14 protein-coding genes are annotated in these 14,853 nt (G+C 45.1%); all 14 read left to right on the top strand.

Features of this window, described 5'->3' with window-relative positions; translation table 11 throughout:
* The first annotated feature begins 76 nt into the window (after window positions 1-76).
* Window positions 77-1,162 carry an aspartate-semialdehyde dehydrogenase gene (gene asd, locus BMY75_RS10390; RefSeq protein ID WP_074833523.1) on the top strand — a complete coding sequence of 362 codons (1,086 nt, stop codon included), beginning with the start codon at window positions 77-79 and terminating at the stop codon, window positions 1,160-1,162.
* Window positions 1,163-1,258: 96 nt separating this feature from the next.
* Window positions 1,259-2,155: a 4-hydroxy-tetrahydrodipicolinate synthase gene (gene dapA, locus BMY75_RS10385; RefSeq protein ID WP_074833520.1), complete on the top strand. Its 897-nt coding sequence runs from the start codon at window positions 1,259-1,261 to the stop codon at window positions 2,153-2,155.
* A 77-nt stretch (window positions 2,156-2,232) separates the two neighbouring features.
* Window positions 2,233-2,991, top strand: coding sequence for a 4-hydroxy-tetrahydrodipicolinate reductase (gene dapB / locus BMY75_RS10380; RefSeq protein WP_074833518.1), 759 nt, complete (start codon window positions 2,233-2,235; stop codon window positions 2,989-2,991).
* Between the two features lie 307 nt (window positions 2,992-3,298).
* The gene (locus BMY75_RS10375) at window positions 3,299-3,880 is read left to right on the top strand and encodes a hypothetical protein (RefSeq protein WP_139199794.1); all 582 of its coding nucleotides are present in this window, start codon (window positions 3,299-3,301) and stop codon (window positions 3,878-3,880) included.
* A 349-nt stretch (window positions 3,881-4,229) separates the two neighbouring features.
* A complete protein-coding gene (locus tag BMY75_RS10370) occupies window positions 4,230-4,649 on the top strand; it encodes a hypothetical protein (RefSeq protein WP_139199792.1) in 420 nt (139 codons plus the stop codon).
* A gap of 309 nt (window positions 4,650-4,958) precedes the next feature.
* A complete protein-coding gene (locus BMY75_RS18250) occupies window positions 4,959-5,432 on the top strand; it encodes a hypothetical protein (protein WP_139199790.1) in 474 nt (157 codons plus the stop codon).
* 162 nt (window positions 5,433-5,594) lie between these two features.
* Window positions 5,595-7,265: a formate--tetrahydrofolate ligase gene (locus BMY75_RS10360; protein ID WP_074833508.1), complete on the top strand. Its 1,671-nt coding sequence runs from the start codon at window positions 5,595-5,597 to the stop codon at window positions 7,263-7,265.
* Window positions 7,266-7,282: 17 nt separating this feature from the next.
* Window positions 7,283-8,488: a DUF3810 domain-containing protein gene (locus BMY75_RS10355; protein WP_074833506.1), complete on the top strand. Its 1,206-nt coding sequence runs from the start codon at window positions 7,283-7,285 to the stop codon at window positions 8,486-8,488.
* 14 nt (window positions 8,489-8,502) lie between these two features.
* Window positions 8,503-8,964, top strand: coding sequence for a tRNA (adenosine(37)-N6)-threonylcarbamoyltransferase complex ATPase subunit type 1 TsaE (gene tsaE, locus BMY75_RS10350; RefSeq protein ID WP_074833503.1), 462 nt, complete (start codon window positions 8,503-8,505; stop codon window positions 8,962-8,964).
* Complete coding sequence (tsaB, locus tag BMY75_RS10345) at window positions 8,945-9,637, top strand: tRNA (adenosine(37)-N6)-threonylcarbamoyltransferase complex dimerization subunit type 1 TsaB (protein WP_074833500.1); 693 nt, start codon at window positions 8,945-8,947, stop codon at window positions 9,635-9,637. The genes tsaE and tsaB overlap by 20 nt, the downstream gene beginning before the upstream one ends.
* 42 nt (window positions 9,638-9,679) lie before the next feature.
* Window positions 9,680-10,120, top strand: coding sequence for a ribose 5-phosphate isomerase B (gene rpiB, locus BMY75_RS10340; RefSeq protein WP_074833498.1), 441 nt, complete (start codon window positions 9,680-9,682; stop codon window positions 10,118-10,120).
* Window positions 10,121-10,347: 227 nt separating this feature from the next.
* Entirely contained in the window at window positions 10,348-12,588 is a 2,241-nt protein-coding gene (locus tag BMY75_RS10335) for a GH25 family lysozyme (RefSeq protein WP_074833495.1), read from the top strand.
* A gap of 144 nt (window positions 12,589-12,732) precedes the next feature.
* A complete protein-coding gene (locus BMY75_RS10330; protein ID WP_074833612.1) occupies window positions 12,733-14,097 on the top strand; it encodes a hypothetical protein in 1,365 nt (454 codons plus the stop codon).
* A 43-nt stretch (window positions 14,098-14,140) separates the two neighbouring features.
* Window positions 14,141-14,845, top strand: a complete 705-nt coding sequence (locus BMY75_RS10325; RefSeq protein WP_024856350.1) for a response regulator transcription factor — start codon at window positions 14,141-14,143, stop codon at window positions 14,843-14,845.
* The last annotated feature ends 8 nt before the right edge of the window (window positions 14,846-14,853 follow it).

The following is a 14,853-nucleotide window of genomic DNA, read 5'->3' as shown; positions in this document are numbered from 1 at the left end:
GCAAAATTTCGACGCGGTATAACAGCTGATTTGGCTATCGTGACGATGAGCGTGAGAGGAAAAGGAGTTTTTTGTTATGGAAAAGAAATTTAAGGTAGGTATCATCGGTGCGACCGGTATGGTAGGTCAGAGATTTTCTCTGCTTCTCGACAAGCACCCCTGGTTCGATGTAGTATGTCTGGCTGCTTCCCCCAGAAGCGCAGGCAAGACTTATAAAGAGGCTGCTGGCAGCAAGTGGAAGCTGGCTGATCCTATGCCTAAGTCCATGGAGGATATGGTTATCCTCAACGCTGAGGACGATGTAGAGAAGATCGCTTCTATGGTTGACTTCGTATTCTGCGCTGTTGACATGAAGAAGGATGAGATCAGAGCTCTGGAAGAGAAGTACGCTAAGGCTGAGTGCCCTGTTGTTTCCAACAACTCTGCTCACAGACATACCGATGACGTTCCTATGGTGATCCCTGAGATCAACCCTGAGCACATCGAGATCATCGCTTCCCAGAGAAAGAGACTGGGCACAAAGAGAGGCTTCATCGCTGTTAAGTCCAACTGCTCACTGCAGAGCTATGTTCCCGCACTGGCTCCTCTGCACGCTAAGTACAAGGTAACAAAGGCTCTTGCCTGCACATATCAGGCAATCAGCGGCGCAGGCAGAACTTTCGAGACATGGCCTGAGATGCTGGATAACGTTATCCCTTACATCGGCGGCGAGGAAGAGAAGAGTGAGCAGGAGCCTATGAAGATCTGGGGTCACATAGAGGGTGACAAGATCGTTGACGCTACAACTCCCGCTATCACTGCACAGTGCCTGAGAGTTCCCGTTTCTGACGGTCACACCGCTGCTGTATTTGTAAGCTTTGAGAACAAGCCCAGCAAGGAAGAGATCCTCCAGACATGGAAGGAATTCGCTGGTGTTCCTCAGGAGATCAATCTGCCTTCCGCTCCCAAGCAGTTCCTGAACTACTTCGAGGAGAACGACAGACCTCAGGCTAAGCTCGACAGAAATCTCGAGGGCGGCATGGCTGTTTCCATCGGCAGACTGAGAGAAGATACTCAGTATGATTACAAGTTCGTTTGCCTGTCTCACAACACACTGAGAGGCGCAGCAGGCGGTGCTGTTCTGCTGGCTGAGCTTCTGGCTGCTAAGGGCTATTTTGACTAATTTATAAAGATTACATGGTCGGCGGGCGGCAGTTATATGCCGCCGCGGCAGACCTTCAACGAAGATCATTGGTCCTAACGATCAAGGAGAATTATTATGAAGAATACCATTTTTACAGGCGCAGGCGTTGCTATCGTAACACCTATGAACGCCGACGGTTCTATCAATTACGATAAGCTTGGTGAGCTTATCGAATGGCAGATAGCTGAGGGTACTGACGCTATCATCATCTGCGGCACTACAGGCGAAAGCTCTACAATGGGCGATGATGAGCACGTTGAGGCTATACGTTATGCTATCGAAAAGGTAAACCACAGGATACCTGTTATCGCAGGTACAGGTTCAAACCACACCGAATATGCTGTCGGTCTTTCAAAGAAGGCTGAGGAGCTGGGTGCTGATGCTGTTCTGCTGGTCACACCTTACTACAACAAGACCTCTCAGAAGGGTCTGATAGTACACTACACCACCATCGCAAATGCTATCAATATCCCCATAATCCTTTACAATGTTCCTTCCAGAACAGGTGTGAACATCACTCCTGAAACTCTGAAGGAGCTGTCCAAGGTAAAGAACATCGTGGCTGTTAAGGAAGCAAGCGGCAATATCTCACAGATAGCTAGAGTTGCAGCACTTTGCGGCGATGATCTGGATATCTATTCTGGTAATGACGATCAGATAGTTCCCATCATGGCACTGGGCGGCAAGGGCGTTATCTCTGTTCTGTCCAACGTTATGCCTAAGGAAACTCACGAGATCACTCAGCTTTGTCTGGAGAACAAGTATCCCGAGGCACAGGCTAAGATGAACAAGATACTCGATTTTGCAAACAGCAACGGTCTGTTCTGCGATGTTAACCCTATCCCTGTTAAGGAAGCTCTCAACCTCATGGGCTGGGAGGTAGGCGAGTGCCGTCTGCCCCTTATCAAGATGGAAGAGGCTAAGATCGAGAAGCTCAGAGCTAAGATGGCTGAGCTGGGACTTGTAAAGTAATAGAACTTTCTGAGGGCGGAGCGGTGAACGCTCTGCCCTTTGTTATTGATCGTAAAAAACGAAAGGACTGATAAAAAATGACAAATATTGCTATATGCGGTGCTTGCGGTCACATGGGCAGAGTTATTGCCGATGTTATCAGCGGCAGAGATGACTGCAAGGTCATCGCAGGTATTGACAAGGTTACTGCACAGTATGCGGATTTCCCGATAGTTGCAAATGTGGCTGATATGGCTGAAAAGCCCGATGTTATCATCGATTTTTCTCACCCCTCAACTCTGGATGATCTTCTGAGCTATTGTCTTTCAAACGGCACAGCTCTGGTAGTTGCTACTACTGGTTACGATGAGGAACAGACTGCTAAGATCAAAAAGGCTGCTGAACAGATACCTCTGTTCTTCACCTTTAATATGTCACTGGGTGTTAATCTGCTGGCTGATCTTGCGCGCAGGGCTACAAAGATACTGGGCGACCAGTTCGATATTGAGATAATCGAGAAGCACCACAACCAGAAGCTTGACGCCCCCTCGGGTACAGCTATTATGCTGGCTAATGCTATCAATGAAGAGCTGGACAACAGATGCAGCTATACATACGACAGGCACTCTGTTCGTGCCAAGAGAGGCAAGAACGAGATCGGTATGCACTCTGTTCGCGGCGGCACTATCGTTGGTGAGCATGAGATAATCTTTGCAGGCAGAGACGAGGTAGTAAGCTTGAAGCACGAGGCTCACTCCAAGAGCGTTTTTGCAGTTGGCTCTGTAAATGCGGCTGTTTTCCTGAAAGGAAAGGCTGCCGGTCTGTATGCTATGGACGATCTGCTTAAAGAGAGCTAAATCTTTTTGAACATATATCTTATATGAGACCTTCCCGGAAACGGGGAGGTCTTTTTTATGTCTTGCGGATTCTGATTTGCGAAAAATAAATATCGAAAAACAATAAAAAAGTATTGACAATCAATTTTGAGTGTGATATAATACAAATCAAGAAAGAAAGGAGAAATTGGTTATGAAGAAATTTACATTTGATGATATGAACGTAATAGTAATCTTGATAGGGATTTTTGTGTACCCTATGTGGCTGGGTTGTTTTATAAGCACCCTTTGGATATCGTTCATTCCGTTTATTGGGATGATACATTGTATGCGTAGAATCGGTAAAATGTACAGAAATATAAGCAGCGTGGAAAACGGTAAGAAAAAATTAATTAAATTGAACGTCTGTCTGCTTTTGTGGATAGCAGTGCTGCATATTCCGGGAATGGTGCTTTTCTATTTCAATGATACGAAAAGTATGTACAATATAAAAAAGGCAGATTATGTTTATGGGGTACAAGGTATAAACGAAAAAAACAAGAAGATAACCAAAAAGCTTTTGCCTGAAAAACTTCCTGAGAAATGTGAGAATTACTCATATATGACTGAGGGTGTTTTGACTCCTTATCATGCCACGTCTTGTCTCGTGTTTCGCACAGATGATGAAACTATAGAGGATTATGCGGAACACTACGGCGTTCTGTGCGATGAGGTAAGAGTGAAAAATGAAGACAATGGTGAGAAAAAGACTGTGTTTGATGAGTTTTTACATAAGGCGGAGATAATGTCGGATTTAGATGAAAGCAGGTTAGCGGAGTTCGATAATGCGGAGTTTTATCGGATAGACGGACACTTCCCGATAGGTGTCCTGATCGACAGGGATAGCGGATACGTGGTGATACTGACATAGGAAAAATCACGGATAACTACTTTGTGTAAGATATGATATAAGTCAACAAATATAAGGAGACAACAACTATGAAAAAGAGCACTTTAAAGAAAGTGAACATAATAATATTCTTACATAATTATGTATTTCCTGTGTGGATCCTTTGCAGCTTAATGACGATAGGAATATCACAATATTGCTTTTTGGGTACGCTCGTGTTTATGATCGCTACGGGGTGACTTATGAAAAAGTTGATCGCATAAAAAACGGCAGGAAAATCTTACGTTATTTTAGGATCGCTTTGTTTTTGTGCATTTCCGGGTTGATCCTGCCTGCGATTGTACTTTTGAGTTTTGATCATACAAAATGTATGTACAATATAAAACGGTTAGATTACACCTACGGAGTTTTCGGAAAGAATGCGGAGTATTATAAAAAGCTTCTTCCTGAAAAACTTCCTGATAAATGCGAGGACTACTCATTTGTGACGAAAGGCAGTATATTAGCGCAGGATTATCACGCATCTTCATGTCTGATGTTTCGTACCGATGAGGAAACGATAAAGTATTATGCAGAATACTACAGCTTATTGTGTGATGAGATAAGAGTGGAAAATGATGATAGTGAAGAAAAGATAAAGGGACTTGATTCGTTTTTAAAACAGGCAAGAATATCAGATGAAAGCAGACGCGGAGAGTTTGACAATGCGGAGCTTTACTGGATAGACGGTCACTTTCCGAAAGGCGCACTGCTTGACAGAGACAGCGGATATGTGGTAATACTGACGTAGGGAAAATCAGGAAAGGAAAAAACGATAATGGAGAAATATGGATTTAAGATATTGAACGTAATAATATTCTTGCTGACTTTTTTTGTGTTCCCTGCATGGTATATCTGTATAAACACATCCAGGATCTCATTCTATTGCATTTTGGGGACGATCGTGTTTATGATTGCTACGTGGAAGGTTTATGATGATGTTTACGATATAAAATATGGCAGTATAATATTGAATTGTTTTAGAGTCGCTTTGATTTTGTGCGTGGCGGGGTTATATCTGCCATCGATGGTGATCTCACATTTTGATCATACAAAATGTATGTATGATTTAAAATGGCTGAATTATGCGCACGGGGTGTACGGATTTAGCGGGGAAAGACTGGAGCATTACAAAAGGCTTTTCCCCAAAAAGCTTCCCGATGAGTGTGATGACTATGAATATCTGACTCAGGGTTATATTTATGACAGATATCCAGGTTCTCGTCTGATGTTCCGCACAGATGAAGAAACGATAGATATGTATGAGGAATACTACGCCGGTTTTTGCGAAAGAAAGTACAATGGTGCTCTTTGCGATGATATAAGTATGGAAGAAGAGTTTGAAGAAACAGAGTTTAGGCTCGATGGTTTTTTGTCAAATTCCGGATTAGTAGACAGATGGGGTGAAGGGGAAGATAAATGGCGAGAAGAGTTTGAAAATGCTGTGATCTATTCGACAGGGTACTTTCGTGAAGAGGTGCTGCTTGATAAAGACAGCGGATATGTGGTTATAACGATAGATGAACCCAAGTGATAAAACAGGGGATATCTCTTTATACATGGGCAGATATACATTTTTGCTATACCCTTGATGTTATATTTAGTACTTGCAATTTTAATAGTCGTGTGTTATAATTAAAGAGTATTATTTTTGGCAGTGAAACAAAGCTGCTGTTGAGGAAAGGAACTGATCGTCATGCTGTCAGATATCGAGATAGCCAAGCAGGCTAAAATGCTGAAAATTTCCGAGATCGCCAAGAAACTCGGGATAACCGAGGAGGAGTATGAGCCTTACGGTCATTATAAGGCTAAGCTCTCTGAATCTCTTTATGAAAAGACCAAGGACAAGCCCGACGGTAAGCTGATTCTTGTAACTGCAATCAATCCCACACCTGCGGGTGAGGGCAAGACTACTATTTCGGTAGGTCTTAATGAGGCTATGCACGTTATTGGCAAAAATTCAATGCTCGCACTGAGAGAGCCTTCTCTCGGACCTGTGTTCGGCATAAAGGGCGGCGCTGCTGGCGGCGGATATGCTCAGGTTGTTCCCATGGAGGATATCAATCTTCACTTTACAGGAGATATGCACGCTATAACTGCAGCTAACAATCTGCTTTGTGCGCTGATCGATAACTCGATGCAGCAGGGCAATCCTCTGCACATCGATCAGAGAAGAATAATGTTCAAGAGATGTCTTGACATGAATGACAGAGCTCTGAGAGATATCATCATCGGTCTGGGCTCTAAGGTAAACGGTATACCCAGAGAGGATTCTTTCCAGATAACCGTTGCTTCCGAGATAATGGCTATACTTTGTCTGGCGGCTGACCTTGACGATCTGAAAAAGCGTATCGAGAGGATACTGGTAGCTTACACAACTGACGGCAAGCCCGTATTTGCTAAGGATATCGGCGGCTGCGGCGCTATGGTTGCACTGCTGAAAGACGCACTTAAGCCTAATCTGGTTCAGACACTGGAGAACAATCCTGCACTGATACATGGCGGTCCTTTCGCGAATATTGCTCATGGATGCAACTCTGTAAGAGCAACAAAGCTGGCACTTAAGCTTGCTGATTACACCATCACCGAGGCTGGTTTCGGTTCTGATCTGGGTGCTGAGAAGTTCTTTGATATCAAGTGCCGTTTTGCGGGACTCAAGCCAAGCTGCGTTGTACTGGTCGCTACTATCCGTGCGCTGAAATACAACGGCGGCGTTGCTCGTGCTGATCTGACTGCTGAGAATGTTACTGCGCTGGAAAAGGGCATTGTAAACCTGAAAACTCATATCGAGAATATGAAGAAGTTCGGTGTGCCTGTTGTTGTGGCTATCAACAGATTTGCCAGCGATACCGAGGCTGAGATCGAGGTCATCAAGCGTACCTGCGCTGAGATGGGCGTTGAGGTATCTCTTGCCGAGATATTTGCAAACGGCGGCAAGGGCGGCACTGATCTGGCTGAAAAGGTCGTTGCTACAATCGAAAATAACGAGAGCAACTTCAAGCCTCTTTACGATGAAAAGCTGCCTATCAAGGAAAAGCTTGGCATAATCGCCAAGGAGATATACCGCGCTGACGGCGTTATTTTCACCGCTCAGGCTGAAAAGGCACTGAAAGAGATCAATGATCTGGGCTACGGTGATATCCCAGTCTGTGTAGCGAAGACACAGTATTCGCTTTCGGACGACCCTGCTAAGCTGGGCAAGCCCGAGGGCTTTGAGATAACTGTCCGCGACCTGAGAGTATCGGCGGGTGCAGGATTTGTTGTGGCTTACACAGGTGATATCATGACCATGCCCGGTCTGCCCAAGGTGCCTGCTGCCAACAACATCGACTGCGACAATAAGGGTAATATCTACGGATTGTTCTGATAAAACAGAGGTGCGAAATGAAAACCAAAGTCATACCCGAACAGGCGACAGCACAGGGCGTTGACGTAAAAATGTCCAATAAGACGGACAAAAAGCATAAGCACACACAACTTAAATGGCTCATTGGCAGCACGTTGTTTTTCGTGCTGCTGAATGTGCTTGCATGGAAAAGTACACCTTTCTGCGATTTTTATCAGAAGAACATTTTCCCTCTGTGGGCGCAGACCTACGGTCGTGCCACATCGGTTCTGCCGTTCTCATTCGGTGAACTGCTGATAGCAATCGCGGTTTTTGGCATACCGATCTCATTGCTGGTTATGATAGTTCTGCTCATTATTAAAATTAAAAAGGGCAGGCGTGGGAAAGTCGCAAGGGTATTCGGGTTCATCTACGGATGGATACTTGTATTTATCCTCGGTACAGAAACACTGAACTGCTTTGTTCTGTACCATACTTCTTCGTTTGAAAAGCTCAACGGTATCAGTACAGAAGAGCACACCAATGAGGAACTCAAAGAATTAGGATTCCGCATTGTTGTGCAGATAAACCAACTTTCGACACAGGTTCATCGGGATGAAGATGGCCACTTTATACTGACTTCGGACACCGATGATACGGCGAGAGCGGCTATTGAGGGGCTTGAAGATGAGTTCGTCTGCTTCGGCGGATATGTAGTCCACCCGAAGCCGATCTACTGCTCATTTTTTATGAGCCAGATGGACTTGATGGGGATATATTTTCCATTCTCGATGGAAGCGAATTACAATGCCGATATGTATAAGGCGAAACTGCCTAATACTATCTGTCATGAGCTAGCCCACACAAAGGGTTTCATGAGGGAGGAAGAAGCGAATTATATCGCTTTTGTAGCCTGTGACCGATGTGACGATGTTGAGTACCGTTACTCTGGATATCTTTCGGCACTGACTTATGTGCGCAATAAGATATTCGAGTTCTGTGACGAAGAAACGAAGTATGAATTCGATAATGCTATCTGTGACGAAGTATGGGCGGATATCGACGGAAACCGTGAATACTGGGAGTCGGTTGAAGAAGCCGAGGACACTGTGTTTGAAAGCGAGAGTGTCAGTGAAGTTAGTGAAAAGGCTATGGAGACTTCGCTGCACGCTAACGGTGTTGAGGACGGAATTGCGTCCTATGGCAGAATGGTTGACCTTATGTTGAATTATTACGACGAGCACAAGTTCGTTGGTGAAGAATAGTGGGTTGAGATAAATTGAACTTTACATACAGGACTTCTTCTCCCGAGCAGACTATCGCGCTCGGGCGTGAGATAGGCAAACGTCTGCGGGGCGGCGAAGTGCTTGCTTACCGCGGAGGGCTCGGTGCGGGAAAAACTACCATAACACGCGGTATTTCCGAGGGACTTGGGCTTGGTGACGAAGTTACTTCGCCTACCTTTGCACTGGTGAACGAGTACCGAAAAAAGGACTGCAAAATCAGTTTGATACACTTTGATATGTACCGCATAACCTCGGGTGAAGACCTTGAAACTACGGGTTTTTTCGATTATATGGACGAGGATACGGTACTGGCGGTGGAGTGGTCGGAGAATATCGACGACGATCTGCCCGAGGACTGTATCAGGATCACGATAAACAGGATATCCGATGATGAGAGAGAACTCACCATCGAGACCTGCGGCGGAGATGACAGATTTGAAAATATTAGCTATTGATACAAGCGGCAAGACGGCTTCTGTTGCTATAAGCGACGGGGCTCGTATGCTGTGGGAAAAGACGGTTTTTACTAAGCTTACACATTCGCAGGTTATACTGCCTATGGTGGAGAGCGCATTGGAAGAAACGGGACTTGATTATCCCGATATAGACTGCATCGCAATCGCGAACGGTCCCGGGTCTTATACGGGACTGAGGATCGGTGTGGGTGCTGTTAAGGGCATTTGCATGGGTGCGCCGAATATAAAAGCAGCAGGGGTATCGACCTTGCTTGCGCTTGCATACAACTGCATCGGTTTTGAGGGCAGGATACTTGCGGTGATGAGGGCGCGTCCGAAGATAATCTACGCGGCGGCTTTTGAATGCAGCGGCGGAAAGATATTCCGAATGAGCGATGACAGAGTATGCAGCGAGGAAGAATTTTTCTCGCAGATCGAGCACTGCGACCATATAATGCTTGTTGGCGACTGTGCCGAGGAGATAAAGGCTGGACGGTTTGCTGATGCCGACAATGTGCGTACAGCTCCTCTGAACTGTGTTCTGCAAAGAGCATCGTCGCTTTGTCTGGCGGTGGAAGATGACCCGACGCTGATGTGCAGTGCCGATGAACTTGCGGTGTCGTATCTTCAGGCTACTAAGGCTGAGAAGGATAAGGCTCACCGCGACGAGTAGCTGTAGATTTTTTTGACAATATAATTTATGGAGGTAAATACTATGAAACTGGCAATTGGCTGCGATCATGCAGGTCCTGAGCTTAAAAAAGAAGTTCTGGCTTATCTGGACGAGATAGGCGTGGAGTATATCGATCTGGGCGTTCAGGAGGGTGAAAAATGCGATTATCCCGATAAGGCACAGGAAGTCTGCGCTAAGGTAACAAGTGGTGAATGTGAACTTGCTGTACTTATCTGCGGGACAGGTATCGGTATGTCCATGGCTGCTAACAAGGTCAAGGGCATAAGGGCAGCGTGCTGTTCTGATTATTTTTCTGCTAAGTACACAAGGGCTCACAACGATGCCAATGTACTGTGCATCGGTGCGAGAGTTGTGGGCGCAGGTCTTGCCTGTGAGCTTATCAAGGTGTTTATCGACACTCCTTTCGAGGGAGGAAGACATCAGCGCAGAGTTGATAAGATCCATGCTATCGAAAATGTATAGTGTAAAAAATTTGTTATGCTTGTTTATTAATTTTGTTTAAATTGAAGTAGCTTTTTCCCAAAAACTGGTGTTTTTTTACAAAAAAACCTGTTTTTGGGATTTTTTTAATTGATTTGGAAAATTCTTTCTATTGACAAGCTTTGTGAAATCGAGTATAATATACAGCATTGAACGAAAATGTAACCGTTATGTAATTAACTGTAACTTTTTTGGAGGTATTATATTTTATGAAATTTATCAAAGCGGCATCCGGTGCAGTTCTCGCGGGTATTATCATCGCGGGCATGAGCCTGACTGCCAGTGCTGATGAAGTCAGCAAGGATATTATAAGCGCGAGCGGTGAAACTTTTGATGTGAATTACGCAAATGAAAATGAAGATGCGGGTTATCTGAAATATAAACATAATCTCATCGCTAACAGAATGGCGGAAATGTCGCCTGCGGGCAAGATAAAAAAGAACTATTCTACCATATGCGGTTCTTTCGGTTCTTATCTTACACACGACAGCAGATTCGATGGTACGAACAGAACGTATCTTATCGACGTTTCACAGTGGCAGGGAAAGATAGACTGGAAGAAAGTCAAAGCTGACGGTATAAATGATGTTATAATCAGACTTGGATATCGTGGTTATGGTTCGGCAGGCACGCTGATGATGGACAACAGTTTCTACGAGAATATCAAGGGTGCAAAGGCTGCCGGTCTGAAAGTAGGCATTTATTTCTACACTCAGGCTATCAGCTATGCTGAAGCTCGTGCGGAGGCTGACTTCTGTGCTCAGGCATTGAAGGGTTATACTCTTGATCTTCCTGTATACTATGATATCGAGAGCGTTGACTACGATTACGGCAGACTCGACCATGCAGGTCTTACAAAGGCTCAGAAAACAAAGCTCTGCAAGGAGTTCTGCGACAGGATAGAGTCTTACGGCTATGAATCCGGCGTATATGCAAATCTTTACTGGCTGAATAATATGATAAACGGCCCTGAACTTGGTAATGATTACAAGACATGGGTAGCCGCTTATATGTCACAGCTGAATTACGCGGGCATATACGATATGTGGCAGTATTCAAGCAATGCAGATATCAACGGTATCAGCGGAAGCGTCGATATCAACGTTATGTATGATGTTGATTATTCTCCCACGACTACTGTTAAGGTAAAGATCGAAGATGGAGTGCTTTCCTGGAACAAGGCTGCAGGGGCTGACGGTTATACAGTCTATGGTTCTGACAATGGCACCGATACATATGTTGTTGCCAATGTTACAGGGACAAACTTTTCATTGAACGATCAGAGCGCAGGTAAATACTGCGTTGCAGCTTACAACTATTTCAGCGGTAAGAATTACTACGGTAAAAAATCCAATATGGTTGACAGCTTCCGTCAGGCGCCTGCAGATGTTGAAGCAAATAGAAGCGGTATCGACAAGGTGACTGTCAGCTGGGAGGCTGTTCCATCTGCAGCAGGATATGAGGTCTATACCGTTTCTGACGGTATTACCAGAATGGCAGGCAAGACTTCGGATACCAGCTTTGAGATAAGAGGAAAAAATCTACAGAACAAACAGGCTTTTGTAAGGGCTTACAACAAGAATGGCTTGAACGGTGAACTTTCGGATTTTGTCTCACTTCCGGGCAACGCTCCTGCTTTTGTTCCTTATGCTGAGTTCAGGGCTAACAGACTTGTATGGACTGCCATTCCCGATGCTGACGGTTATATCATAACAAGGAACCTTAATGGTAAGGTCAGTGAACTGGTCGTTCATGATACTTATTATTATGTTGATGAAAGCAAGACGGCTGATTTCTATGTTCAGGCTTATTCTGAGCTTGATGGAACGCAGTTCCGCACGGAAGCTTCGAATATCTGCTCGTTCAAGGGCGTTAGTTATCCTCCCAAGGGTGAGATCGTGCTTGATTCAAGCTCGAATGGTCTGAGCTGGAACAAGATAGATGATGCTATAGGCTACATTGTATACAAGCTTGCAGATGACGGCTCCGAAATCGAAATTGGAAGAGTTGAGGGCTGTCGTTTCAATACGGATGATACCGATGCTTCGGTATTCTTTGTAAAGGGCTACAATGTAAAGGATGGCAAGGAATTCTATACCGAGTCTTCAAACCGAGTGATAATATCACTGCCAGAAGTTACCGAGGCTTCACTGGTAAGCAAGACCGATGATTTTGCAGTTATATCCTGGAATGAGATAGCAGACTGTGATGAGTACATGGTTTATCTTGATAAGGGTAACGGCTACGAGCTGTATACCACTGTCAGGGGCAGCATGGCTATGATCGGTGATCTGAAGGATGCTTCTTTTGCAAGTGTAAGGGTAAAGGGCTATGTCGGTGATAAGAATGTGGTAAGCTTCGGTTTATTCTCCAATCAGCTGTATATCATAGGTGATGAGAAATCAAGACCAAGTAAAGAAGTCCTTGACTTCAATGATCTTTTAGGTTAATAAGAGTTATTGCGGCTCCGCTTTCGGCGGGGCTGCTTTTTGTTTGTGTGGAACGGTGTTGTGGCGGCGGGAAATTTTGCGCTTTGGTGTCTTTACATTTGCAGGAAAATATGTTATAATAACATTGTATGGAATGAAACTGATATGATCGGAAGTGATGTGGTGAGCTGTTTACGTTTGAGCCTTGCTGCGGCTGTGACGGCGCTTAGTGTCGGACTCAGCGGCTGTACGGGGTTCAGCTTTACGGTTGACGGTCTTCTTAATGCTCCAAAGCTCACCGAGGAGCAGGGCGAGATCCATGAAGCTCTGACGGCGGCTGTTGGCGGGAGCGTTACACTGAAATATCCAAGAAACGGTGATAACCGTTCGGCTTTTGTTATAGGAAATCTTGACGGTGAACCCGGTCAGGAAGCGCTGGTATTCTATGAGTATAACACGGGTGCTGGTTCGGATAACGGAATAAGGGTCAATCTGCTGGATAAAGATGAGAACGGCAAATGGTTCTCGGTAAAGGAGCTTGCTGGCGCAGGCACGGAGGTCGACAGAGTTATTATTGCCCAGATGGGCGAGAAGAACCGTTACAATGTGCTGGTAGGCTATCAGTCTGTTACGGGCAGCGACTGTGCGCTGGAGATATACAGCTGCTATGACGGTGATTTCAAGCGTGTTGGTACTGATACTTATTCGGTACTGGATACACTGGATATAAACTATGATGGCTATCGCGAGATAGTTACGATACAGAGGCAGACCAATGCGGAGACAAATGTTACATCTGCAAAGGCTTCGCTTCTTGATATGTCTGCGGACAATGAACTTGTCAGAACTGAGGGCATTGATATGTGCTCGAATGTTGTGAATTATGTCAATACCTGCTCGGGTCTGCTGAACAAACAGCATGAGGCGATATTCATTGACGGCATGAATACGGACGGCAATCTTCAGACGGAGATAGTTTACTATCGGTATTCCAGCCTGCAGAATCCCATGCAGCTCAGTCCCCAGAAGCTTCTGCCGCTGTGTACAAGACCTTCGGGCTATTATAGTACCGACGTTGACGATGACGGCATAGTTGAGATACCATCGGTAAAGCCCATGACAGGTTATGAGAACGCTATCACCGATGAGATGGTATACATGACAACATGGAATGTATACAAGGATTTCTTTGACCTGTCGGAGAAATATCACGGATATTATTCCATATCCAATGGTTATTTTTTCTCGTTTCCCAACAGATGGAACGATCAGGTTACTGTCAAGAGAGAACTGGATATGTCGGAACTTGTATTCTATAAATACAGCGGTGACATCAACAGCTCCAATACCGAGATAATGAGGATAGCGGCTGTCAGTCGAAAGGACAGTGAGTCCTATGCAGACGACGGCTACAAGCTGATCGCAAGCAAGGGTCAGCTGGATTATTATGTGAAACTTCCTGAGGATAAGAGGGAACAGCTGATACTCACCATAGACGAGGTCAAGAACAATTTCTTTATCGTTGACTGATACACGATATTTTATTTACTAAAACGAGAGGAGAACTTTTACTATGAAAAAAGTGCTTGTTTGTGAAGATGAAGACTCCATCCGCGAGTTTGTTGTTATAAATCTTGTAAGGAGCGGCTACGAGGTCGTAGATGTCAACTGCGGCGAGGACGCTCTTAAAGCTTATGAGGAGAACGAGGGCGGCTTCGATGTTGCACTGCTTGATATAATGATGCCCGGCATCGACGGTATGCAGGTATGCAAGAAGATACGCGAGAAGAACAATTCCGTTGGTATCATAATGCTTTCTGCGAAAAGTCAGGAGATGGATAAGATATCCTGCCTGATGAGCGGTGCGGACGATTATATCACAAAGCCTTTCTCCATATCAGAGCTTATCGCCAGAGTTGATGCTGTTTGCAGAAGAGTGAACCGCTCGGCAGTCAAGCCAGAGGAGGCTTCTACTATAACTTCAGGTCCCTTTGTGCTCAATCTCAAGAGCAGGACAGTTCTCAAGAACAATAAGCAGATAGACCTGACTCAGGTTGAATACCAGATAATGGAGTATTTCTTCAAGAATCAGAATGCGGCTCTGGACAGATCCAGCATACTCAATCATATCTGGGGCGAGAGCTATTACGGCGACGACAAGATCGTTGACGTTAATATAAGACGTATCCGCATGAAGATCGAGGACGAGCCTTCTAATCCTAAGTATATACTGACGATATGGGGCTTCGGCTACAAGTGGTCTGGCGGAAACGGCTAAAGGGGTAC

It is taken from the genome of Hominimerdicola alba (assembly GCF_900109655.1).
In the GTDB taxonomy this organism is placed as follows: Bacteria; Bacillota; Clostridia; order Oscillospirales; family Ruminococcaceae; genus Hominimerdicola; species Hominimerdicola alba_B.
This window is presented reverse-complemented; position numbering and strand designations above follow the sequence as displayed.

What these genes read in the sequence shown, in the direction of transcription:
- BMY75_RS10370 (WP_139199792.1), top strand. Translation starts at nt 4,230, where the DNA reads ATGTACAATATAAAACGGTTAGATTACACCTACGGAGTTTTCGGAAAG.
- BMY75_RS10360 (WP_074833508.1), top strand. Translation starts at nt 5,595, where the DNA reads ATGCTGTCAGATATCGAGATAGCCAAGCAGGCTAAAATGCTGAAAATT.
- BMY75_RS10375 (WP_139199794.1), top strand. Translation starts at nt 3,299, where the DNA reads ATGCGTAGAATCGGTAAAATGTACAGAAATATAAGCAGCGTGGAAAAC.
- dapA (WP_074833520.1), top strand. Translation starts at nt 1,259, where the DNA reads ATGAAGAATACCATTTTTACAGGCGCAGGCGTTGCTATCGTAACACCT.
- BMY75_RS10325 (WP_024856350.1), top strand. Translation starts at nt 14,141, where the DNA reads ATGAAAAAAGTGCTTGTTTGTGAAGATGAAGACTCCATCCGCGAGTTT.
- asd (WP_074833523.1), top strand. Translation starts at nt 77, where the DNA reads ATGGAAAAGAAATTTAAGGTAGGTATCATCGGTGCGACCGGTATGGTA.
- BMY75_RS18250 (WP_139199790.1), top strand. Translation starts at nt 4,959, where the DNA reads ATGTATGATTTAAAATGGCTGAATTATGCGCACGGGGTGTACGGATTT.
- BMY75_RS10330 (WP_074833612.1), top strand. Translation starts at nt 12,733, where the DNA reads ATGATCGGAAGTGATGTGGTGAGCTGTTTACGTTTGAGCCTTGCTGCG.
- BMY75_RS10335 (WP_074833495.1), top strand. Translation starts at nt 10,348, where the DNA reads ATGAAATTTATCAAAGCGGCATCCGGTGCAGTTCTCGCGGGTATTATC.
- dapB (WP_074833518.1), top strand. Translation starts at nt 2,233, where the DNA reads ATGACAAATATTGCTATATGCGGTGCTTGCGGTCACATGGGCAGAGTT.
- BMY75_RS10355 (WP_074833506.1), top strand. Translation starts at nt 7,283, where the DNA reads ATGAAAACCAAAGTCATACCCGAACAGGCGACAGCACAGGGCGTTGAC.
- rpiB (WP_074833498.1), top strand. Translation starts at nt 9,680, where the DNA reads ATGAAACTGGCAATTGGCTGCGATCATGCAGGTCCTGAGCTTAAAAAA.